The sequence below is a fragment of the [Lactobacillus] rogosae genome (assembly GCA_900112995.1).
In the GTDB taxonomy this organism is placed as follows: Bacteria; Bacillota; Clostridia; order Lachnospirales; family Lachnospiraceae; genus Lachnospira; species Lachnospira rogosae.
Genome location: FONU01000012.1, coordinates 19,493 through 43,179, shown reverse-complemented (window position 1 = coordinate 43,179; position 23,687 = coordinate 19,493). Strand labels below are relative to the sequence as shown.

General features: G+C 35.8%; 16 protein-coding genes. 5 read left to right on the top strand and 11 right to left on the bottom strand.

Translation table 11 applies throughout. From position 1 onward, the window contains the following. Nucleotides 1-33: 33 nt before the first annotated feature. The 3 genes from mfd to BM157_RS06135 form a co-directional block, all read right to left on the bottom strand. Nucleotides 34-3,615, bottom strand: coding sequence for a transcription-repair coupling factor (mfd, locus tag BM157_RS06145; RefSeq protein WP_090140357.1), 3,582 nt, complete (start codon nucleotides 3,613-3,615; stop codon nucleotides 34-36). 12 nt (nucleotides 3,616-3,627) lie between these two features. Next, nucleotides 3,628-4,188 carry an aminoacyl-tRNA hydrolase gene (gene pth, locus BM157_RS06140; protein WP_055306968.1) on the bottom strand — a complete coding sequence of 187 codons (561 nt, stop codon included), beginning with the start codon at nucleotides 4,186-4,188 and terminating at the stop codon, nucleotides 3,628-3,630. A gap of 160 nt (nucleotides 4,189-4,348) precedes the next feature. After that, entirely contained in the window at nucleotides 4,349-5,014 is a 666-nt protein-coding gene (locus BM157_RS06135) for an ATP-binding cassette domain-containing protein (protein WP_055306969.1), read from the bottom strand. A 367-nt stretch (nucleotides 5,015-5,381) separates the two neighbouring features. On the opposite strand from BM157_RS06135, the gene BM157_RS06130 reads away from it, so the two are divergent. Then, complete coding sequence (locus BM157_RS06130; RefSeq protein ID WP_022502514.1) at nucleotides 5,382-6,218, top strand: helix-turn-helix transcriptional regulator; 837 nt, start codon at nucleotides 5,382-5,384, stop codon at nucleotides 6,216-6,218. Nucleotides 6,219-6,315: 97 nt separating this feature from the next. On the opposite strand, the gene glgD is transcribed toward BM157_RS06130, so the two are convergent. Next, nucleotides 6,316-7,431: a glucose-1-phosphate adenylyltransferase subunit GlgD gene (gene glgD, locus BM157_RS06125; RefSeq protein ID WP_022502515.1), complete on the bottom strand. Its 1,116-nt coding sequence runs from the start codon at nucleotides 7,429-7,431 to the stop codon at nucleotides 6,316-6,318. Then, nucleotides 7,428-8,702 (bottom strand): glucose-1-phosphate adenylyltransferase, encoded by a 1,275-nt coding sequence (locus BM157_RS06120; RefSeq protein ID WP_055177438.1) that lies wholly within the window; start codon nucleotides 8,700-8,702, stop codon nucleotides 7,428-7,430. Before BM157_RS06120 ends, glgD begins: the two co-directional genes overlap by 4 nt. Before the next feature lie 212 nt (nucleotides 8,703-8,914). Between BM157_RS06120 and murC the strand changes: the two genes are divergently transcribed. The 4 genes from murC to BM157_RS06100 all read left to right on the top strand — a co-directional run bounded on the left by murC (nucleotide 8,915) and on the right by BM157_RS06100 (nucleotide 14,174). Continuing rightward, nucleotides 8,915-10,294, top strand: coding sequence for a UDP-N-acetylmuramate--L-alanine ligase (gene murC, locus BM157_RS06115; RefSeq protein WP_055306970.1), 1,380 nt, complete (start codon nucleotides 8,915-8,917; stop codon nucleotides 10,292-10,294). A gap of 303 nt (nucleotides 10,295-10,597) precedes the next feature. Continuing rightward, the gene (locus BM157_RS06110) at nucleotides 10,598-11,725 is read left to right on the top strand and encodes a DnaD domain protein (RefSeq protein ID WP_055177435.1); all 1,128 of its coding nucleotides are present in this window, start codon (nucleotides 10,598-10,600) and stop codon (nucleotides 11,723-11,725) included. Between the two features lie 13 nt (nucleotides 11,726-11,738). Further along, nucleotides 11,739-12,737, top strand: coding sequence for an ATP-binding protein (locus tag BM157_RS06105; RefSeq protein ID WP_022502519.1), 999 nt, complete (start codon nucleotides 11,739-11,741; stop codon nucleotides 12,735-12,737). Between the two features lie 255 nt (nucleotides 12,738-12,992). Beyond that, nucleotides 12,993-14,174 carry a ribose-phosphate pyrophosphokinase gene (locus BM157_RS06100; protein WP_090140354.1) on the top strand — a complete coding sequence of 394 codons (1,182 nt, stop codon included), beginning with the start codon at nucleotides 12,993-12,995 and terminating at the stop codon, nucleotides 14,172-14,174. Nucleotides 14,175-14,417: 243 nt separating this feature from the next. Here the strand turns inward: BM157_RS06100 and BM157_RS06095 are convergent, their stop codons facing one another. The 6 genes from BM157_RS06095 to BM157_RS06070 form a co-directional block, all read right to left on the bottom strand. Beyond that, complete coding sequence (locus BM157_RS06095) at nucleotides 14,418-16,646, bottom strand: ABC transporter permease (protein WP_090140352.1); 2,229 nt, start codon at nucleotides 16,644-16,646, stop codon at nucleotides 14,418-14,420. 116 nt (nucleotides 16,647-16,762) lie between these two features. Then, nucleotides 16,763-17,461: an ABC transporter ATP-binding protein gene (locus BM157_RS06090; protein ID WP_090140349.1), complete on the bottom strand. Its 699-nt coding sequence runs from the start codon at nucleotides 17,459-17,461 to the stop codon at nucleotides 16,763-16,765. Between the two features lie 818 nt (nucleotides 17,462-18,279). Beyond that, on the bottom strand, nucleotides 18,280-19,491 hold the full coding sequence (locus BM157_RS06085; RefSeq protein WP_022502522.1) for an iron-containing alcohol dehydrogenase: 1,212 nt from the start codon (nucleotides 19,489-19,491) through the stop codon (nucleotides 18,280-18,282). Between the two features lie 267 nt (nucleotides 19,492-19,758). Then, nucleotides 19,759-21,039 carry a DNA cytosine methyltransferase gene (locus tag BM157_RS06080; protein ID WP_090140346.1) on the bottom strand — a complete coding sequence of 427 codons (1,281 nt, stop codon included), beginning with the start codon at nucleotides 21,037-21,039 and terminating at the stop codon, nucleotides 19,759-19,761. Nucleotides 21,040-21,130: 91 nt separating this feature from the next. Continuing rightward, entirely contained in the window at nucleotides 21,131-22,522 is a 1,392-nt protein-coding gene (locus BM157_RS06075) for a hypothetical protein (RefSeq protein ID WP_090140344.1), read from the bottom strand. Continuing rightward, nucleotides 22,512-23,597, bottom strand: coding sequence for a hypothetical protein (locus BM157_RS06070; protein ID WP_090140342.1), 1,086 nt, complete (start codon nucleotides 23,595-23,597; stop codon nucleotides 22,512-22,514). The genes BM157_RS06075 and BM157_RS06070 overlap by 11 nt, the downstream gene beginning before the upstream one ends. Nucleotides 23,598-23,687 lie beyond the last annotated feature (90 nt).

Below are 23,687 nucleotides of genomic sequence, written 5' to 3'. Positions count from 1 at the left end.
AAGTGCTAAATTGTCATTATTATACCACTATATTTAATTTTGTAAAGTACTAATTGCATCTTCCATAATATCCATCATATCTAAAAGTCCGTTAAGGTATTCTTTCTGGCTTGTAAATTTTCTTTTAGTAACTGTCCATATAAAATGTGGCACTCCATTTACTTTAAAATCCAAAGCCCCACCGAAGCTTTCAAGAAGTTTAGGAATTGCATCAGAATCTATATCAGCCTTAGGATATATATTCATAACTGTTCTCCAGTTAGATGCACCTCCTGCCGGATTAGCGGCAGTTTCGCCCTTAATCTCCATAATTCCTATCTTATGTGCCTTGCTCTTTATAAGTGCTACCATCAAAAGATTAGAAGCACACGAAGGAATACTTCCATATCTGTCTGAGAGTTCATCTTTCATATCTGACAATTCTTCCCTCGTTTCAAGTGCTGCAATCCTTTTATAGATATCTAATTTCTGGTATTCGCTCTTAATATATGAAGCTGGAATATATGCATCAACTTCCAGATCAACAGTAGTCTCAAAACTGTATTCGTTCTTTATGCCCTTTAAGTTATTGACTGCCTGATTAAGCATTTTACAATACAAGTCATAACCTACTGCCGCCATATGCCCGTGCTGGCTCTTTCCAAGCACATTTCCTGCACCTCTTATCTCAAGGTCTTTCATAGCAATCTTAAAGCCCGAACCAAGGTCAGAGAATTCCTTTATAGCACTTAATCTCTTCTCTGCAACCTCGGATATCATCTTATCCCTTTTGTACATAAGAAAAGCATATGACGTTCTTGTACTTCGTCCAACTCTTCCCCTTAACTGGTAAAGCTGGGAAAGCCCGAACTGGTCAGCATTTTCTATAATCATAGTGTTACAGTTAGGTATATCCATACCTGTTTCTATAATTGTCGTAGATACAAGAACATCTATCTCTCCATTGACGAACTCATACATAATCTTTTCAAGCATACGCTTATCCATCTGTCCATGTGCATACGCAACAACCGCATTAGGAACAAGATTTTGTATATACTCAGCACGTTCCTCAATGTCCCTTACCTTGTTGTATACATAATACACCTGTCCATTTCGTGCAAGTTCTCTTGTAACCGCCTCTCTTATCATCTCATCATTATGTTCTGTAACAAATGTCTGTATCGGATGTCTGTCCACCGGCGGCTCTTCAAGAACACTCATATCCCTAATACCGACAAGGCTCATATGAAGTGTTCTTGGAATAGGAGTTGCACTTAATGTAAGAACGTCTATGTTGTTCTTTAATTCTTTAATCTTTTCTTTATGTGCAACACCAAAACGCTGTTCCTCATCAATAATAAGCAGTCCCAGATCCTTAAACTGCACATCCTTTGACAATACACGGTGCGTTCCTATAACAACATCTATCGTGCCATTCTTAAGCCCTTCAATCGTCTTTTTATTCTGTGCACTTGTCCTGAAGCTTGACAACTGACCGACATTAACAGGAAAGCCTTTCATTCTCTCCTCAAATGTTGAAAAATGCTGGCTTGCAAGCACCGTTGTAGGAACAAGGTAAGCCACCTGCTTGCCGTCCTGAACAGCCTTAAATGCAGCTCGTATTGCAACTTCTGTCTTTCCATAGCCGACATCGCCGCATATAAGTCTGTCCATAACCCTGCCGCTTTCCATATCCTTCTTGGTATCCTCAATGGCATTAAGCTGATCATCCGTCTCCTCATAAGGAAACATTTCCTCAAATTCCTTCTGCCATACAGTATCCTGTGAAAATCTGTATCCCTCAACCTTCTGCCTTATCGCATAAAGCCTTACAAGCTCTTTAGCCACTTCCTCAACTGCCCCTGTAACCTTGGCTTTTGTCTTCTTCCACTCAACACCACCAAGACTGTTAAGCTTAGGCTTTTTCTCCGTATCCTGATTAGCGTACTTCTGCAGACGGTCAAGCTGTGTTGCAAGCACATATAGATTGCCGTTATTCGCATACGCAATCTTAATATAATCCTTCTCAACACCTTCTACCTGTATCTTTTCTATTCCCTTGTATACACCAAGTCCGTGGCTCTCGTGCACAACATAATCACCTATATTAAGTTCGTTAAAGCTGGCAATGTTCTTTCCATCGTGCTTTTTCTTCTTAAGCTTCTTCATCTTTCTTGCACTGAATATATCATTCTCTGCAATAACAACAAATGAAAGAACAGGATACTCAAAGCCTTTATGCAGGCTCCCATATGTCACTATAATAAGCCCGCTTCCGTAATCCTTATTAAAATCCTCGCTGTAAAAGCTGGCAATTCCAAGCTTTCCCAGATCATCAACTATTCTTAATGCCCTCGTTCTTGAACTGCATACAAGTATTGTTGTATATCCATTTTTCTTGTACTTTTCCAAATCCTTAGCCAGATACTCAAAACTGTTATTATATGAGCTTATGCTTCTTGCCGTGATGTACATAGAATAATCTATCTCAAAGCCCTCAGGCTTATAATCAAGTGTCGTTAATATAAGCTTTTTATTATTCCTTAAATCACTGATAATCTCATTCATAGCCTTGACCTTATTAGTCTGGCTTGGAAGCACATAACCTGCAGCAAGACGGTTCTTCATACTCTCGTTGTATTCATACAATGTCAGCTCATTACATTCTTTCAGCCTGTTAGGCTCGTCTAACACAACAAGAGTATTCTCCTCTGGAAAATACTCTGCCAGTCCAACTGTATCTGCCACAATTGTATCTGTGAACTTCTCATAATTACCGGTACGCTCGACATCTGCAACAAGCTTGTTAAGATTATTACCGGCCTCAATCTGCTCCTTTGTACGCTTTCTCTTACCATAATCAAAACACTCTAGCTGCCTGTCGCACTCTTTCTTAATATTGTACAGACCATTTTTTAACTCATCTTCTGTAAATATATATTCAGTAGCCGGGAAAATGCTGTAGCTTTGGAGCCTTTCAATCGACCTCTGGCTCTCAACATCGAACATTCTTATAGAATCAACTTCCGTATCCCACAGCTCAATTCTAACCGGTGCTTCATCTGTGTATGAGAAAATATCTATAATTCCACCACGTATTGCAAACTGTCCCTTGTCCTCCACCATTCCAGTACGCACAAAGCCCATAGCCACCAGCTTCTTTGCCAGCTTCTCTGGTTCTATTTCGCTGGAATAATCAAGGGTTATAACTGCCTCCTTAAATCTTTCGACAGGTATGAGCCTGTCTGCAATTCCGTCCATAGTTGTAACAACTGTAAGCACTCCCTCGCCCGTACTGCTATGGTTGATTATACGGCTTATACATCTTAATCTCTCGCCTGTAATCTGGTTGCCGTGTACGTCCGCACTATAGAATATGGCATCCTTGGCTGGATAGTATATTGCTTCTTTATTAAAAAATGAAGCATCATCACACATTTTTCTTGCTTTTGCTTCATCACTTGTAACAATAAGCATATACTTATATCCTGATGCTATTGCACTTGATATGTGCACCTTCTGTGTATCAATACAGCCGCTTATAAGCACAGTTCTTCCGCCGTCTTTGCCAAGCTCTTTATTTAATTGTTCAACTGCCGCCGTATTATTTACAGGGTCAAAAAATGTGTTCAAAATATCTGCTCCTTATCCATTGAATTTATTCATTCCACTTTCAATACCTTCTGTCATTATGCACTCTACTGCCTCACAGACTCTCTTAGTTCCCTCTCTTAAAGCTGGATAAAGTTCCTCCGGAAATCTTCCAAGAACCCAGTCAGCAAGATCCCAGCCCTTTGGCTTATCCCCAACTCCGAATTTAACTCTCTTAAACTGGTCACTTCCAAGGTGTGCAATTATGCTCTTAATTCCATTGTGTCCGCCTGCACTTCCCTTTGGACGGAGTCTTAACCTTCCCGGTTCAAGGCTTATATCATCAAATATAACAATTAAATCATCTATATCTGCCTTGTAATAATCCATAACTTCTCTTATACACTCGCCTGAATTATTCATATAAGTCATAGGCTTTACAAGAATTACTTTATGTCCTTCTATAACACCTTTTCCTATAAGACCTTTATGTTTAGATGTGTCTACACTTATATTATATTGGTCGGCAAGTTCATCTATGCAGGCGAAACCAACATTGTGTCTTGTTCCTGCGTATTGTGCTCCTGGGTTGCCTAATCCTGCTATTATATACATATTTTGTTCCTTCCTTTGGTGGGGATTTATAATTATTTTATATTGTACAGATTTTGGGGAGGTTATTCAATGTATTATTGAATATATTATTGGGTGTATTATTAGGTGTGCTGGAAAAATAAACTGCCATCAGGTTAGTAGACTGATGGCAGTTATTTCATTAAGATACTTTTTCGTCTGGGTGTTCTATATGACCTGTGATTTCGCCGTCATAGATTTCGTATATCTCATCTGAAAGATAGTTAAGTTCTTCTGTGTCGTGGCACGCAATTATTATAAGTGAACCATTGGCTTTAAGCTCATCTAAAAGTCCCTTTATAAGTCCTGCTCCTGCCTCATCAAGTGCATTGATAGGCTCATCAAGAATAACTATATCAGGGCGTTCCATTATAGCCGCCGCAATTCCTAATCTCTGCTTCATTCCTAATGAATATTTCTTAAATGTTCTCTTATCGTCCGGGTCAAGTCCGACCTTTCTTATAGCATCTCTTATCTCATCATCACTAATACGGTTCTGGATAGATGCAAGTATCTTTAGGTTCTTAAAACCTGTATAATTGCTTATAAATGAAGGATTCTCAATTAAAATCCCTATACTTGGCGGAAATGAAATCTGCCTGCCAAGCTCCTTATCGTTAATGTATACCTTTCCTGATGTTGGAAGTATAAGCCCGCTTATAGCCCTCATAAGCATTGTCTTACCTGAACCATTCTTACCTTTAAGTCCTATAACTTTCCCGCTCTCTAGTGTCAGGTTAATATTCTTTAATACCTCAGCACTTTTGAATGACTTGCAATAATCTTCAAGTCTTACCACTGTACCCATATGCGTACCTCCTCATTACTCTTTTAAAGTTATTCACTATTATAATCATTTAACATTAAAATCACTTATAGCTTTATTTATAATAACACTTTTTAAGCTAATTGTATATACACAATGTCCATGTATACACTAATAATCTGTCATTAATATATCATTATAAATTCATTTACATTACAGCTAATCGTGTGTAATATTATTATATAATGATATCAGGGTCAAAGGGTCTAAACCCGCATAAGCTTGCTCATAGGTGGGGGCCTTTGACCCCAACATCATATAATGCAGATACTAAAAATATAAAAGCTATTATTCCTTAGCAAAATAACTTTTTTACCTATAGCACACCTAACACCGAAAGAGGTATCCTATGGCTTCAAGATTTGAAATATCACAGCAGATTTATAATTCAGCCTATGCTATGCACTCTGCCCATTCACATTCATATTATGAGCTTTATTATCTTATGAATGGCTCGTGCAATATGTTTATACACGATAATACATACCGTATGGAAGCTGGCACAATATTGTTTATTCCTGATAACGTGCTTCATAAGACCACTTATCTTAATAACGCTTATCACGAACGCCTTTATATAGAATTCACTGACGATTATATAAGCGACCTTATCGACATACTAGGCTTTGAACAGTTTAAAGATACATTTTATATGCACTTCTTCTCAATACCGGATAATCACAGGCACGAATTCCTATCTATATTCAGTGTTCTGATTAACGAAAGACAGAACAGTAATGCTCTTTCACCCTGTGTATACAAGAATTACCTGCAAAATCTGTTAATACTGCTCTGCCGGTATTGTGATAACAAGCCTGCTTCCCCTGCAAGCCTTGTTGATACTGTATCCATCGCAGATGTATCCGTACAAAAGGCTATGAATTATATTATGCTTAATTATAATAAAGATATTACACTTGATGAAATAGCTGATATGCTTCATCTGAACCCATCTTATTTTTCTAAAAAGTTTAAAGCTGTTAACGGATTTGGATTTAAGGAATACCTCAATACCATAAGAATTAACCATTCTGAGCAACTTCTTTTAGAAACGGATATGAGCATAACAGAGATTGCACTTGAATGCGGTTATGATAACAGCAACTATTTTGGTGATGCCTTCAAACACCTCAACCACTTATCGCCAACACAATTCCGCAAAGCAAAGGGTAATAAAGGAATATAGTGCGAGTGTGCATCCCCGGCACATAAAAATAACTAACAAAGCCTCCAGTGTTATATACACCGGAGGCTTTTATTAATTATTTAATATCAAAATGGCATTAATAATATGATGGGCTGTCCTCAATAACTATCTTAACACCATTCTCGCCAACATATCTTGAGTTAGCTTTTATAGTGCTGTTGCTTTCAACTATGCAGTTCTCAATATAAGCATTATCACCTATATAAGCATTATTCATAATTATTGAATTCTTAACAACTGCGTTATTACCAATATATATCTTCTTGAACAGCACTGAATTCTCCACTGTACCATTAACAATACAGCCACAGGATACAAGGCTGTTAGAAACATTTGCCCCATAATTATACTTAGCTGGTGGCAGATCCTCAACCTTAGAATATATATCCGGATACTGCTTGAAGAAGTAATCTCTTACATCTCTCTTTAAGAAGTCCATATTGGTCTTATAATATGAATCTACTGATGATATATTATTCCAGTATGTATCAAGCATATAGCCATATATCTTCTTGATATTTCTGTATCTTACAAGAATATCCCTTACAAAATCGTATCTGTCTTCTTCAGCAGCTTTCTCAAGAAGTTCAATAAGAAGCCTTCTTCTTACAACATAGATACCTGTTGATACTGTTGAAAGATTAGTCTCTAACGGCTTCTCATCAATATCTGTTATACGTCCCTCGTCTGTAAGTGCAACAACTCCGTATCTTCCAATATCTGCTCTGTTATCAAGCTTCTTTACGACAACTGTAACATCTGCCTTCTTCTCAATATGATATTGAAGAATCTTGTTATAATCAAGCTTATATATTCCATCACCAGAGGCTATTACAACATATGGCTCGTGGCTTGACTTTAAGAAATCTATATTCTGATACAATGAATCTGCTGTTCCTCTGTACCAGCTGCTGCTCTCAGCAGTGATAGTAGGTGTGAACACATAAAGTCCACCCTGTTTTCTACCAAAATCCCACCATTTAGATGAGCTTAAATGCTCATTAAGTGAGCGTGCATTATACTGTGTTATTACTGCAACCTTCTGGATATGCGAATTCGACATATTACTAAGTGCGAAATCTATTGCTCTGTAGCTTCCTGCAACAGGCATTGAAGCAATAGCTCTCTTATTAGTCAATTCGCGCATCATTCTGTTATTACCACCTGCTAATACTATACCTATTGCTTTCATTCAACTTCACCTGCCTTAATAATAATTCCTCCGCTTGGCAACAATCCATCTGGATAATCTTCAACAGTTGTAACACCTGATATAGCTGTGTTCTTTCCAACCTTAACTCCATCAGGAACAACTGAACACTCACCAATTGTTACAAGTCCAGAATTATATATCTTAGGAAGTTTAACATTAGGTACTTCTTCTCCTACACCAAGCTCTACGTTGTCACCTATAACAACTTCCTCTGCAATTATTGACTTATTAACGATTGTATTCTTACCAATAACAGAATTATTCATAATAATTGAATCTCTGACTACGGCACCTTCTTCGATAGTAACACCAGAACCTATTACTGAATTATATATTCTTCCATATACTTCTGTTCCATCACCAATAATACTCTTCTCTATAAATGTATTATCCGCAATATACTGTGGTGGAATTGTATCTGTTCTTGTATATATCTTCCAGAATTCTTCATAAAGATTAAATACTGGAATAATATCTATAAGTTCCATATTAGCTTCCCAATATGAGCTTAATGTTCCTACATCCTTCCAATAACTGTTATATTCGTATGCAAATATTCTCTTATTATTATTGAAGCAATACGGAATTACATGCTTACCAAAATCACATTCCTGCTGATCCTTAAGCTTAATAAGTGCGTCCTTTAATACACTCCACTTAAATATGTAGATACCCATTGAAGCAAGATTGCTCTTAGGATTAGCTGGCTTTTCTTCAAATTCTGTTATTCTGTTGTCTGAATCGGTAACAACTATACCAAATCTGCTTGCTTCCTCAATTGGAACAGGCATAGCTGCAATTGTAATATCGGCATTATTAGCCTTGTGATAATCTAACATTATCTTATAATCCATCTTGTAAATATGGTCGCCAGATAATATAAGAACATACTCTGGATTGTACTGTTCCATATATTCAAGATTCTGGTAGATAGCATTAGCAGTTCCTGTATACCATTCACTATTGGTACTCTTCTCATATGGAGGAAGAACTGTTACACCACCTACATTGCGGTCCAGATCCCAAGGAATACCTATTCCGATATGGGAATTAAGACGAAGGGGACGATACTGTGTAAGGACACCTACAGTATCAATTCCTGAGTTAATACAGTTGCTTAATGGAAAGTCTATTATTCTGTACTTACCACCAAATGCTACTGCTGGTTTCGCAACCTTAGCCGTCAGAACACCGAGTCTGCTACCCTGTCCACCAGCTAACAGCATTGCTATCATTTCTTTTTTAATCATGCTACCACCTCTGATGTTTATTTTACTATCTTAAGTTGTATAAATTATATCACATATTTTCCATTAAGTAAAAATAATTTTGCATTTTTTTGATAATTTTTCGTACAATTTCTTAATCAGTATTTTTTATGTACTTAACAACAAAACAATTTGAAAAAAAAAGCTTTTAGGCATATAATCTTACTTGAATTAGTTTAAGAAAGGAAATTCCTATGTTTACAATTGATTTTAATACTCCAATACATGTACATTTTATCGGAATCGGCGGAATAAGCATGAGCGGTCTTGCAAAGATTCTTCTTGATCGTCATTTTACCGTATCCGGTTCTGATGCACATATATCAGATTTAACAACTGAATTACAGCAGGACGGATGTATAATCTCTTATCCACAGTCTGCTGACAATATCACAGGTGACATTGACCTTGTTGTATACACAGCCGCAATCCACCCTGATAATCCTGAACTTAAAGCTGCTGTTGATGCTGGTATCCCAACACTGACAAGAGCTGAGCTTCTCGGACAGATTATGAAGAATTACCATACCGCAGTAAATGTAGCTGGTACTCACGGTAAGACTACTACAACTTCTATGATTACTGAAATTCTTCTTGCTGCTGATGCTGACCCTACAATCTCGGTAGGAGGCATACTTAACAGCATAGGCGGTAATATAAGAGTTGGACGTTCTGACCTTTTCGTTACAGAAGCCTGCGAATACACTAACAGCTTCTTATCATTTAACCCTACTATCAATATTATACTTAATGTCAAAGCTGACCACCTTGATTTTTTCAAAGACCTTGATGATATACGTCATTCATTCAAGCTTTTTACTGAAAAGCTTCCATCTGACGGAACACTTATCATCAACTCAGACATAGACAATTATGAATATTTTTATAAGGATACTGACTGTGAAGTCATAACATTTGGTTCTGACCCTGAAAAGAGTATGTATAGTGCAACAAATATCACTTACGACAAATATGGCTGCTGTTCATATACTCTTCTTATTAATAAAGAAGATAGTGGAACAATTGAATTATCAGTTCCTGGTCTTCACAATGTATACAATTCACTTTCAGCTGTAGCTGCAGCCTTTAAGCTTGGCATAAGCATAGACAATATCAAGGCCGGTCTTAAGCATTTCACAGGTACTAACCGAAGATTTGAAAAGAAAGGCGAATTCAACGGTGTCACCGTAATTGATGATTATGCACACCACCCTGATGAGATAACAGCTACCCTTAATTCAGCTAAGAATTATCCACATAATAAAATATGGTGCGTATTCCAGCCACATACTTATTCAAGAACCAAAGCTTTGATGCCAGAATTTGCTAAAGCATTAAGCCTTGCTGATAATATTGTGCTCGCCAAAATATATCCTGCAAGAGAAACAGATAATCTTGGCATAAGTTCTGCTGACCTTATGGAACTTATTAAAGCAGAAGGCAAAGATTGCTACTATTACGAATCTTTTGAGGACATCGAAAAATTTTTATTAAATAATTGTATCAACGGCGACCTGTTGATAACTATGGGGGCCGGAGATGTATATAAAATTGGCGAAGAACTTCTAAAATAGCCATTTTTTACACATTTTTATATTTTGTCAACAAAGTTATCCACATTATCCACATTTTTATCCCGTTATCCACGGTTTAAGAATGTGGATTTTTTTGTGAAAAATCACATTGTTAAAAATACAGCAATTTACTGACTTTTCTTAATTCTATCCACGAGTTATCCACATTATCCACATTATCCACATTGATAACCACCTGCTTTTAGCTTGCTTTTCATTTATTATCCACTATGCTATAATGAACACAAATAAGCGGGAACAAGGAGGGTAAGTCTGCCTTTACAGACTTATTAACATAGATATATGAGTAGTTTAATTTTATCAACAGAATCAAGTGAAGGATACACATCCGTTTCTAATATTTTTATCAGCGAGTATGTTCCTGGTGCTAATGGTGAATTTGTAAAAGTTTACCTTTATCTTCTGCACCTTATGTCGTTACGAAGCAATAACATAAGCATTTCCCTGCTTGCTGATACATTTAACCAGACAGAAGCTGATATTATGAGAGCTCTGCGTTACTGGGACAGCCTTGATGTTATATCACTTTCCTTTAATGGTCCCGGCAACGGCCTGTCCAACATTGTACTTCGTGATATTAAGCACACTGGGCAAGCTGCTAATGCTATGGCTGACCCAATAGCTGCTGAAAGTGCTTCAGTTAATAGTACTTCTTCATACCAGACTGAAACTGTGAGAGCTGCCAAGCCTGATATTAAACAGACCGAGGTTATATACACAGCAGAGCCTTCAAAAGTATCCTATTCAAAGGAACAGCTTAACGGTTTTCTTGCTAATGACAACTTTTCAATGCTTCTGTTCGTTATTGAGCAGTATATGGGACGTCCACTTTCCACTAAGGAAACCAATTCCATTGTATATTTCTACGATGGATTGAAGCTTTCAACTGACCTTATTGAATATCTTTTTGAATATTGTGTAGAACACAACAAAAAAAGCATTAACTACATTGAAAAAGTCGCTCTTTCGTGGGCTTCCAAGAATATACATACAATCGCCGAAGCTAAAGAGGAGACTTCTAACCACACAGATTATGTATACCAGATTATGAAAGCATTTGGCCTATCTAACAGAGAACCTGCACAGCACGAAAAGGCTATGATTGCCAAATGGGCTGACACTTACTGCTTTGATACCGATATGATAATTGAGGCCTGCAACAGGACAATCAAAGCTATACACCAGCCAAGCTTTGAATATGCCGACACCATACTTGCTAACTGGAAGAATTCCAATGTAAGCTCATTAGAAGATGTTAAAAAAGCCGATGCCGCATATGCCGCTGGCAACAATATAAAGCCTAAACAGACAGCTTCTTCAAAGCCGGCTAACAACCGTTTTAACAATTTCCAGCAAAGAGACAAGAAGTCTGATGACTGGTACAATTCACTACTTAGCAACAATAACTAGAAAGGTTTAAACTATGCCGCTTACCAATACCCAATATGCCTCAGTTATGCGTGTATATGACGATATACGCTCACATAATCAGGCATTACAGACTGAACGCTATAACGAAGTCGTTAATAAATGTCCTGAATATAGTTTAATTGAGAATGAGATAATCACGCTTTCTATGAAAGAAGCTTCAAGGCGTATTGTTTCTGATTCATCTGACACGGATTTAGATGAATATAACTTAAAGCTCAAAAAGCTGATTGCCAGAAAAGCTGAATTACTCGCCTCAATCGGCAAACCAAAAGATTATCTTGATGATATCTATACATGTCCGGTATGCCACGATACCGGTTATGTTAATGGTTCACGTTGTTCTTGTTTTAAGAAAAAGGCTATTGACCTTATATATGAAGACTCTAACCTTAAGAACATAACTTCAAGTGAGAATTTCTCTACATTTTCATTTGAATGGTACGATAAGAAACAGGTCGATCCTGTCACAGGGCTCACACCTTACAATAATATGCACAAAGTTCTTGATGTATGCCAGTCTTTTGTACAGACCTTTGATAATAGTTTCTCTAACTTGTTATTAACAGGCGAGACCGGCGTTGGAAAGACATTTCTTGCCAACTGTATCGCTAAGGAATTATTAGACACTTACCACAGTGTGATATACCTGACTGCAACTGAGTTCTTTAAATGCTTTGAGAACAGCGATTTCAGACGTAACCTTGATAACAGTATAGATGTTAATTACTTTCTTGAATGTGACCTGTTAATAATTGATGATCTTGGTACGGAAAGCAGCAACTCTTACACTAATTCCAAACTTTTTTATGTAATTAATGAGAGGCTTCTCCGCAATAAAAGTGTGATAATATCATCAAATTTTACAATTTCACAGATTGAGGATTTCTACTCAGAAAGAATATTCTCAAGAATAATAAGCTCATATACAATTCTAAGATTATTTGGAACTGATATACGTTACCTTAAACGAACCAAGATGCTTAAGAATTGATAATTCATATCATTAATTATATTTCAGTTGTAGAAGTCATTTTAATCATTTTAATTATGCTAAAGTGATTGACTTATAATGTAATTAAGATTATATTTAACTATGTATGTTTATTCAGTTAGTTGTAAATGCTTATATTACTTCTATAACCGAATTAATATATATGCGGTAATGCAAAGCACTCCGCATACATTCGTGGGTGATAATACCCATATCCCAATATATTTATAATCATATACAATGGAGGACAATACAATGCCACGAGACGAACGTCATACTGCAACAATTCCATACGGAACATTAGGAATAGTACCATTAAAGAGCTGTTCTAAAATGGGCGAAAAGGTTGATGATTACCTTGTACAATGGAGAGAACAAAGAGAACATGAGAATCAGTCTAATCTTGCTTTTAGCGGATACAAAAGAGACAGCTATGTTGTAAGTGCAAGCACACCTAGATTCGGTTCAGGAGAAGGTAAGGGTGTCCTTAACGATTCTATACGTGGCTACGATTTATATATTATGGTTGACGTATGCAACTACAGCATTGAATATTCACTCTGTGGTACAACTAACCATATGTCACCTGATGATCACTATGCAGACCTTAAGAGAGTAATCGCAGCTGCAGGTGGAAAGGCAAGAAGAATTAATGTTATTATGCCTTTCCTTTATGAAAGCAGACAGCACAAAAGATCAGGAAGAGAATCTCTTGATTGTGCACTTATGCTTCAGGAACTTACAGCCATGGGCGTTGAAAATATTATTACATTTGATGCACATGACCCTAGAGTACACAATTCAATTCCTCTTAAGGGATTTGAATCAGTATCTTGTACTTATCAGTTCATCAAGTATCTTTTACTTGGTGTTGACGACCTTCACATCGACAGCGAACATATGATGGTTATCAGCCCTGATGAGGGTGGTATGGGACGTGCTGTATACTTTGCCAATGTACTTGGTCTTGATATGGGTATGTTCTATAAGAGAAGAGATTATACTAAGATTGTCAACGGACGTAATCCTATCGTTGCACACGAATTCCTTGGTACTAATGTAGAAGGCAAGGACGTTATTATTATTGACGATATGATTTCATCTGGTGAAAGTATGATTGATGTTGCTTCTGAGTTAAAGAAGAGAGGTGCAAGCAGAGTATTCTGTGCTACTACATTCGGTCTTTTCACTAATGGTTTCGATAAGTTTGATGAAGCTTACGAAAAAGGTATCATTGATAAGATTCTTACTACTAATCTTGTATACCAGCCAGATGAACTTCTTTCTAAGCCTTGGTATATCAATGTAGATATGAGCAAGTATATGGCTCTCCTTATCGATACACTTAACCACGACTCTTCAATCAGCGACCTTCTTAATCCTGTTGACAGAATACAGAAGAGAGTTAAAGAATATAATGAAAGATATGCTAAATAATAGCAAATGATTTTTCTATAACAGCATAATCTGAATATATAAAAACAGCCGGTGCAATACTGATAAGCTTTCCCTTAAGTAATAAATGAATTATAGAACTTGTCATTTAAGGGAGACTATTCAATATTAGTACACCGACTGTTTTTCTTTAATCTATAATGTTTCAAAAAACATTTCAAACTTTCCATATTGGAAATCCAGCGTAGGATTTAACTTTACAATATTGCCATACTTATATTATGACTACTCACGGTTGTCTTTAAGGCTTTCGACCATATCAACCTTTTCTGCCTTTCTTCTTACCACAAGCAATGATAATGCGTAACAGCACACAACAATAAGCACTGTAAGAATAATGCTTTTAAGTGATATATATGGTTCATACAGGACACCTTCTATTCCTGAATATATCTTAAATACAGATACCATCATTCCATATCCGCCAGCTATTCCTATTAATATTCCTACAGGTATAATAATATGATTTACATCAAGCACCATACTATTTATCTCCCTGCTCTTAAAGCCTAACACCTTAAGCATTGATATATTATGCCTGTTCTCTGACACAAGCATATTGACTGATACATATAATGCCGCGGCACATATTATTGTGCCTATAACAGCAAGCGAATATATTATAGAATTCATCTCATCAAGGATCGTGTTCATCTGTTCTTTGATATCCTCTGATGTAACTGTCTTTGATATTTTATCACCAAGATTTAATGCCTTTTCAGATAACAATCCATTGTAGGTATCCGCCTTCCAGCCAAGTAATTCCCTTGCATTTTCCTGACTGCATACAATGAATTTCTGTGAATTATTGCTTATTACTCCCGCAACTTTCACGGTCTTTTCTTCCATAGTTGTCGGATTAACAAATGTAAAATCATCTCCTGCTTTACAACCATACGAATATGCCATAACATTTGTTATATAAAATCCATCATTAAGGTCAGCACGGTTACCGTCCGTTGTGTATATATTAAGATACTTCACATCACTATCTGCACCTATTAGCATAAATGTACTGTCATTGTATTCATATCTTCCGATGACCAGCTTATCTACATCTGCTGATGATACATTTTCTATATCCTTATCCCCAAGCCTGTTCAATATGTACTCGTACTTAAAGCTTCCCATATTCTCTGAACCGGTGTCAATTAAATTGTTAAGTGAGTCTATGAACATAAACGCTACCGTTATCATAAGTGCCCCAAGAAATGCACCTAAGAACACAACAAGGCTTCTTCCCGGATTGGCTAGTATACTTCTTATTGCAAATTTATTTCTTACTTTTCCTTTCTTACCGACCATAACGCGTTTGATTTTGCTCTCGTCAGCCGTGCCATTTAACATAGCAACAGTATCCTTTTTAAGAAGCTTGTTGACCTTGTGCATAGCTTCAAGCATATATATTAACGTTGGAACAATTATTCCAAGCAGTGCAATATATAAAGGAAGCACGAATTTCACTGGCATTGGCTCATAATCTGCAAGACTCAGCTCACCATATGGCTGCTGGATAAGCTTTGTAATCACACTTACAAGCACGCCTCCCACAAGTCCTGGTATCATTGCAAGCACCGCATAATGCCACATAAGCTGCTTTTTCTTATAACCAAGTGCCGACAGCGTGCCTATAAGCTTCTGCTCGCTCTTTATCTTTCTTCCAATTATAATAGATATGAGTGCCACCGTAATTAATGGAATTGTAACAAGAAATACATAAGCCATTACAATAAACATCATCGCCTGATCGTCAACCATTGTTATTCGCTGGTTGTCTTCCTTTGAAAGGTACTCACTCATTTTATAACTATCGTTCATATCTTTTCTAAACTGGCTCTTATCCGTATCATCGCCATATATAACCTTGTACTGGCACGAGCTTGAATTTATTTCATCATACGCCTCATCTGTCATATAGGCAAGGAAAAATGATGTTATATTCTTGTAGCTGTCATCTGTATTTTCAAGCATATAAAGATAATCAGGGCGCAGAAAATATCCCGTAACAGTGTAATCTTTTCCTCTTATGGCTATTTTATCTCCTATGCCCACATTATTATTAACAGCATAACCTTTTGATATTACTATCTCATCATTACTGCTTATATCCCTGCCATCGATAACCTCATAAAGGTCTATTTTCTTATTGGCTTTAAATAACCGCACTTTATAATCAGCTTCATTAATATTCGTAAAATGTTCCTTCTCAAAGGTTACGTTATACTTGCTTTCAATATCAGATATCTTATCATCTGGTATCTCTAAATATGTTGAAAATGTTGCATCTTCCAGATTATTATCAACAAAGAAATTATCTCCATATGATTTTATTCCAACTCCAGCTATATAAAACAAATAAAACAGCAATAATGCAACAATCGTAAGAATCGAAGCTGCTATATAAAATGAAAGATTTTCTTTAATATTTCTTTTATATCTTTTATTAAGTGTCATACTTTCCTCTTTTCATATCATTTTATAAATATGATGCCAGCGGCGAAAGTCTTAAAGACATTCATATCTGCACAATAAGACTTCTGCTTGTCAACATACATATTCAGATAAATATACTATAACTCAAGTTCATCAGCAGACATTTTCTGCTTATTGTCTATGCAGTCTGCTACTTTTCCATCTCGTATTCTTACAACAGTATCTGCCATATGAGCTATTGCTTCGTTGTGCGTAATTATTATTATTGTTGTTTTAAAACTGCTATTGACTTTCTCTATAACTCTAAGTACATCTCTTGATGATTTGGAATCCAATGCACCTGTAAGCTCATCACATAAAAGTATTTTAGGATTTTTAATCAAGGCTCTTGCTATTGCAACTCTCTGCTGCTGTCCACCAGACAATTCCTTCGGAAATCTGTTCTTATAAGCTGCTATGCCTAGTTCTTCCATTACTTCATTGATATTTAATGGATTATCGGATATATCAGCCACAACCTCTATGTTTTCCTGAACTGTAATGTCTGGAATAAGATTATAGAACTGGAATACAAATCCAATATCTTCACGTCTGTATTCTGTCATACTTTCCTTATCTGCCCTGCTTATATTTCTTCCTGATATAATTATTTCACCATCATCAAGTGAGTCCAGTCCACCCACCATATTGAGCAGAGTGCTTTTTCCAGAGCCTGACGGACCTAATATTACATATACTTTACCTTCATCAAGCGAAAGATTTATATCATCAAGGGCTTTAACAAGTGCATCTCCCTCGCCATAATGTTTTCTTGCATTCTTAATCTCTATAAACATATCTGCCTCCTTATATCACGGGTTAGGTGGTTCTAACTTTAGTTTGATATTACCACTTATGGTTACCTATTGCAATATAAGAAAGAATTTCCTATTAAATAAAAAACGGCTACTATATTATCGCTATGTAATATAGTAACCGTTACTTTGAGTTATTCAATTGTTCTTCCTCCAAATCATTACTTTCTTTAATTAACTATTCTACAATGAATATAATTATTAATAATGCTTGGTATGTGTTATATTTCCATTGGATTATACCTGCCTTTCTCAATTCCTTATAATTTATATTAACATTCTTAATGAATGGTATCGATATATTCTATGTATTAATATATTGTCTGCTGAACTTGTCTTCTTTAATATGATTAATATATGTAGTTATATCGATTTATTAATATGTTTAAGGTCTTGTTTGTTTGTAATTGTATATTAACACTCACTTATACATTTGTCAACTCTTTTTTTGATTATTTTTAATTTATTTTTAAATTATTTCTTACTCTTGCGTGTTACATTTAATTATTTGAATTGTTTGCAAATTAATCATTATTGTATACGCATTTGTGGATAATAAGCCTGTTATCCCGACCTCTGTGTAATCCGGATAATAGGCTTGTAACCATACCCATATATTTATATTTTGCTACATATTGTATTCTCTGAGTAGAACAAATATTCAAAGGATGCAACATTTTAAGATAAATTGTTGCATCCTTTTGAATTTTTATACTTATATTTTAACAAAAAACAGAGCGGTACATAATGCACCACTCTGTCCGAAATATTATGAAAATAAGAAAATTAAACTGACAATATTAGAAATCTACTTCTGTATCATAGTAGCAGCACTTAAGGAGCTTCTCCATCTCTTCCTGACTTGGCTGACGTGGGTTAGAACCTGTACAAGCATCGCTGATTGCATTAGCTGCTACTTCTGGGAGCTTAGCAAGGAATTCATCTTCTGGAACAATTCCCTGTTCTGCTGGAAGACCACCTTCGCCATAGTTCTTAATGCACTGTGGAATATTAAGCTCATCATTCATCTTACGAAGCATTGCGATTAAGTTATCAATCTTAGCTTCTGTTGTATCACCGCCTAATCCTAAGAAGTCAGCTATGTATGCATAACGCTTAGCTGCTGTCTCATCCTTAGAATTGTACTTGATAACCTTTGGAAGATACATAGCATTAGCTGCACCGTGGATAATATGTCCGCCTTCAAACGCTGCACCAGTCTTATGTGCCATTGAATGAACGATACCAAGTAATGCGTTAGAGAATGCCATACCTGCAAGACACTGTGCATTGTGCATTGCATCTCTCTTTTCCATATCTTCGTTATATGAACCAACAAGATCGTCCTTAATCATCTTCATAGCATGAAGTGCAAGTGCATCTGTATAATCGCAGTTAGCTGTAGATACATATGCCTCAATGGCGTGTGTCATAGCATCCATACCTGTATGTGCTACAAGCTTCTTAGGCATTGTCTCTGCAAGCTCTGGATCAACAATAGCTACATCTGGTGTAATCTCAAAGTCAGCTAATGGATATTTAATACCTTTCTCATAATCTGTTATAACTGAGAATGCTGTAACTTCTGTAGCTGTACCTGATGTAGATGAGACTGCACAGAAATGAGCTTTCGTACGAAGCTTTGGTAAGCCGAATACCTTGCACATATCCTCAAATGTTGTATCTGGATATTCATATTTAATCCACATAGCCTTGGCTGCATCGATAGGAGAACCACCACCAATAGCTACTATCCAGTCTGGCTGATATTCTTCCATAACCTTTGCACCCTTCATAACTGTATCAACTGAAGGGTCTGATTCGATACCCTCGAATAACTTAACTTCCATTCCAGCTTCCTTAAGATAATCTTCTGCTCTCTGAAGAAATCCGAAACGCTTCATTGAACCACCACCAACACAGATGATAGCCTTCTTTCCTTTAAGAGTCTTAAGTGCTTCAAGAGCTCCTTTACCATGATATAAATCTCTTGGTAATGTAAAACGTACCATAACCCAATACCTCCTATAAATAAAAATATTAATAAGTGATTCGAATGGATTGTTAATTCTCTAACAATCTCTATATTAATAGTATATACCCCTGTCTTTATTTTTTCAAGTAAATATATGATAATTTATTGTATTTTATATGTATTTTGTGTACTTTTAACTATTACATTACATTATTCCCGTTATTCTTATTTAATAACTGAATATTCACACAAGCCTGCTTATAAATGGCTTAAGGTCCTTTTAATTCCCAACAGTTCAAATTAATTAAATATCATTTTCCTTTAATGCTTTTGTTACAGCAACACCTATCGCCCTTCCAAGCAATGGTGGTACAGCATTGCCTATCTGTACCAGCTGCCATTTTTTAGATCCTTTAAATATAAAATCATCGGGGAAAGACTGCAACGCGGCAAGTTCTCTCGGCGTCAGCACTCTTGGAAGCTTAGGATGAAGATTAACCCCGCCATGGTTCTCCTTAACTGTACATGATGGTTTATCCCATGGAGATTTCTTCCACGCATCAGAATAATTGCCATATAAGCTCATACCTTCTGGTACATTCATAATACGCTTTTTCATATCCTCAGTATGCCTGCTGAAAATATGATTTATTGATTTATTCTCTGGCATATCCATAAATCTTTGTATTTCTTCACCAAGTGTTTTGTATTCCTCCATAAAAGGTTTTGGATGGTAATTAGTTCCTCCAATTCTGTTACCTATAAATATAACTCTCCGCCTTGTCTGTGCCACACCATAATCAGCACTATTAAGCACAGTAACATTAATTTCATAGCCTATTTCTCTATAGTCTGAAATTATCTTTTCTTCTATTTTGCCGTTCAGCATAGACCTAAGACCTTCAACATTTTCCATTACAATATATTCAGGCTTTATATGATCAACTATTTTTAACATTTCTAAATAAAGGCTGTTTCTTTCATCTGTTACAACCCTGTTTCCAGCAAGACTGAATCCCTGGCATGGGAAACCGCCTGCCAATAAATGAATATGTCTGTCACCAATACTCTCATATAAAGCTTTCTTTGCTTCTTCGGTTCTGATATCCCTTGCTTCAACATCCTCTTTATAATTCTTCTGCCCTACAAAATTATACTTATATGTTTCAACAGCTTCTGGCATTATTTCAATTGATGCAACCGGAGTAAATCCTGCCATAGTCAGTCCACAGCTTAATCCACCTGCTCCTGAGAATAAATCAACAAAATTATATCCATTTCTTAACTCATTATGCTTCCAGCCATCATACTCTTCTTTAGTACATTCATCTTTGACATCAATCCAGTTCACAACATCGTTATATGCTGTAGCTGTATTGCTTCCCATAATTGCAAATGTATCCTTATCATTAGCCTCTTCACAATCCCCTGACTGTATCCATCTGTCATAATCATCTAGCAATATTCTCCACTTATTCTGAATTCTTGAAGCCTTTAATTTCTTTGCAGCTATATGCCTTCTAATTGTCTTCTGGCTCTTTCCTGTCTTTAAAGCTATATCCTGAATCGTATAATATTCTGACATTATAGTATCTCCTCTGAACATTAGTTTGTCCACTTCACATGTATTTATATCTAGTTTACATAATACAATAATCTTTGTCAATTTTTTTCGCTTATTTTTTTATTAATCTAAGCAGATTAGGCATATTAAATCTGAACTTGTAACAATTTCGATTCTTATGTACCTGAAATTCTCCAACTGACATTCCATTATATTTTACAGTATTACTTTCATTCCATTCATCAACCGTTTGCTTTGTAAATGTAAATTTATCAAACTCCCATTCAAAGTCCTTAATATCGTCCTTAGATATAGCTAAATAATCAAAAGCATCCTTTACTTCATATATCCACAATAACCAGTCAGAATCAAAAAGATTTTCAACATATATAGGCATAATCTTATCAATCTGTGTCAAGACCATTTTCTTAAAGGCTTCCCTGGTAACTTCCGTTATTCCTTCTTTAAGAAACTCCTTAAAATACAAAAGACATGTCTTAGATCCCGGTTGTCCTACTTCCGGAGGACACACCATTTTACCTTTATTGGTTTTTAATGATAAAGTCTGGTTACCTTTTAACACAAAATCATACGAACACTTGCTTTGTCCTCCACGTTCACCTACTGTTGAACCACTGTGTTCTATTGCCGCTGGCAGTTCTTCAAATGCCTTCTTTACTACAGGCATTAATTTTTCAACATACGATTTCATAACTCGTTTTTGGAAACTCTCCGGCTTTTTCAAATTAAAATAGTCACAAACAGCACCCTCAGCAGACATTCCCAATGTTTCATTAGTTTCTTTTACTATACTGAACCATTCCGGAATACTGGATATAATAAATCTGAACTTAAATGTTCTTCCTTTATGTGTCTGTATCTCTGCTATAGACTTGTTATGATATTTCAATGTCGTACTTTCTGTCCAATTAGACAAATCTCTCGTAAATCGAAATTCATCTCTTGTAAATGAATACTCAGCCAGCTCCTCACTTTTTATCAACTGCACATCATATATATTCTTTCTTGAAAATAACACCGTATAATCAGACTGGAATAAATTATCAATAAATACGGGCAAAATTTCATGTATATGCTCATAAATAAGCACTCTGACATCCTCCTGACTATTAATCTGACTGCCATATATATCTGCAAAATATTCATTGAGTATACCAAAACCAGCCTGTCCAACTGTTCTTGGAGCGACTTTATCACTGTTCTTTGTCGTTCTGATAGAAAGGGTCTTGCCATTATCCAGCATAAAATTATGTGGTGAAGTTGTCTGTCTTCCTTTAGTCAATTCCTGTGTATATGTAAGCAGACTTATAGGAACTGCGTTAACTTTCTCAAAAATAATAGGTATAACCTTCTCTAATTCAGAATCATACTCGCTGTTATAATTAGCATTAAACTGTGCTTCTGCCTGATTATTAATATCTAAATTATATTTTTCACAAATTTTCTTTTGTAAGCTCAGACCATAATCTGCATTATTCATCATTTTCTTCCTCATATTTATTAAATGTTATTTCATCATCAATTCTATATGTATATATGTCTATTTCTTTAAACCCATAAATTTCAGGCAGACTCTTTATTGCAGATTTTATATCTTTATCTTTCAGTCCTTTATTAACAGTTCTTGAGTTTTCTCCACATATAATCACAGGTCTTACAATATTCTTTCCATTTGTTACTGATTCAGCAACCCATTTAGAATACTTTAAACATCTGTTTATGTGATCAAGGTCAATCACATCACGTTGAAGTTCTATTACAACGATACTGTTTATAACCACACCGTCTACACTTTCCATTACCATATAATCTATTTCAGACCTTTCAAGTCCATATGGCAGATAATTGGCATACCACATAACATCTTCCCGTACTATATCAAGTTCAGCCAATTTATCGTTTCTTCTATCCCTGAACAATTGATTTAATATACACTCAATTGCTTTTTCGTATCTTATGCAATTGCCGCTTCGGACTCTTAGTGGCTCATAATCATAATCATACAGACTATCAGGAACTTTTAGATTATTCTCATTGTTATAATCTAAAGTGATTTCGTCTTCAACTTCAATCACGTCATATTCTCTTATAAATTCATACTGGGAATCATTGACATCTATCAAAGATTGTATTAAAAACTGCATTTCCTCTGGTGTAACCGGACTTGACCCTCTTGCCTTACCTGCTACTTTCTTTCCGATAATATTCCACAATTTATTTTTCATATATGGATTATTAATTACATCGTATTCATTAATCGGTCTTTCAAATACATATGCTTCGCTAATTTTTATATGAAATATAGCATTTACTCCAACGTCTTTTCTGTAAAACGGTAAAGAGACAGCCCTGTATACTCCATAAATATTTTCTGTACCTGACTCCCATAGAAAAATATAGTCGCCTATTTCTACCTGCATTAAATCACTTATAATGTCCGTTAATGTTTTATACCATCTCAATTTACCTTTGGGTTCTGGAACAAACACTGATACTTCCATTGAATCCAGTGTATTTATAATAGTATCTTTATTTACAACGAATAATCTTGCTTTCATTTACATCACACCTTTTTATTTTATTGTATCATAATTCCACAATACACAACACAAAAAATAAAAAGGACGCTCCCGACATTCTCCATTAAG

Bases quoted from the DNA above. Each gene is read 5' to 3' on its own strand.
- BM157_RS06120 (WP_055177438.1), bottom strand. From the start codon at position 8,702: ATGATTAAAAAAGAAATGATAGCAATGCTGTTAGCTGGTGGACAGGGT.
- BM157_RS06070 (WP_090140342.1), bottom strand. From the start codon at position 23,597: ATGAAAGCAAGATTATTCGTTGTAAATAAAGATACTATTATAAATACA.
- BM157_RS06095 (WP_090140352.1), bottom strand. From the start codon at position 16,646: ATGACACTTAATAAAAGATATAAAAGAAATATTAAAGAAAATCTTTCA.
- BM157_RS06100 (WP_090140354.1), top strand. From the start codon at position 12,993: ATGCCACGAGACGAACGTCATACTGCAACAATTCCATACGGAACATTA.
- BM157_RS06130 (WP_022502514.1), top strand. From the start codon at position 5,382: ATGGCTTCAAGATTTGAAATATCACAGCAGATTTATAATTCAGCCTAT.
- BM157_RS06085 (WP_022502522.1), bottom strand. From the start codon at position 19,491: ATGGTACGTTTTACATTACCAAGAGATTTATATCATGGTAAAGGAGCT.
- pth (WP_055306968.1), bottom strand. From the start codon at position 4,188: ATGTATATAATAGCAGGATTAGGCAACCCAGGAGCACAATACGCAGGA.
- BM157_RS06135 (WP_055306969.1), bottom strand. From the start codon at position 5,014: ATGGGTACAGTGGTAAGACTTGAAGATTATTGCAAGTCATTCAAAAGT.
- BM157_RS06090 (WP_090140349.1), bottom strand. From the start codon at position 17,461: ATGTTTATAGAGATTAAGAATGCAAGAAAACATTATGGCGAGGGAGAT.
- BM157_RS06075 (WP_090140344.1), bottom strand. From the start codon at position 22,522: ATGATGAATAATGCAGATTATGGTCTGAGCTTACAAAAGAAAATTTGT.
- BM157_RS06080 (WP_090140346.1), bottom strand. From the start codon at position 21,039: ATGTCAGAATATTATACGATTCAGGATATAGCTTTAAAGACAGGAAAG.
- glgD (WP_022502515.1), bottom strand. From the start codon at position 7,431: ATGAAAGCAATAGGTATAGTATTAGCAGGTGGTAATAACAGAATGATG.
- murC (WP_055306970.1), top strand. From the start codon at position 8,915: ATGTTTACAATTGATTTTAATACTCCAATACATGTACATTTTATCGGA.
- BM157_RS06105 (WP_022502519.1), top strand. From the start codon at position 11,739: ATGCCGCTTACCAATACCCAATATGCCTCAGTTATGCGTGTATATGAC.
- BM157_RS06110 (WP_055177435.1), top strand. From the start codon at position 10,598: ATGAGTAGTTTAATTTTATCAACAGAATCAAGTGAAGGATACACATCC.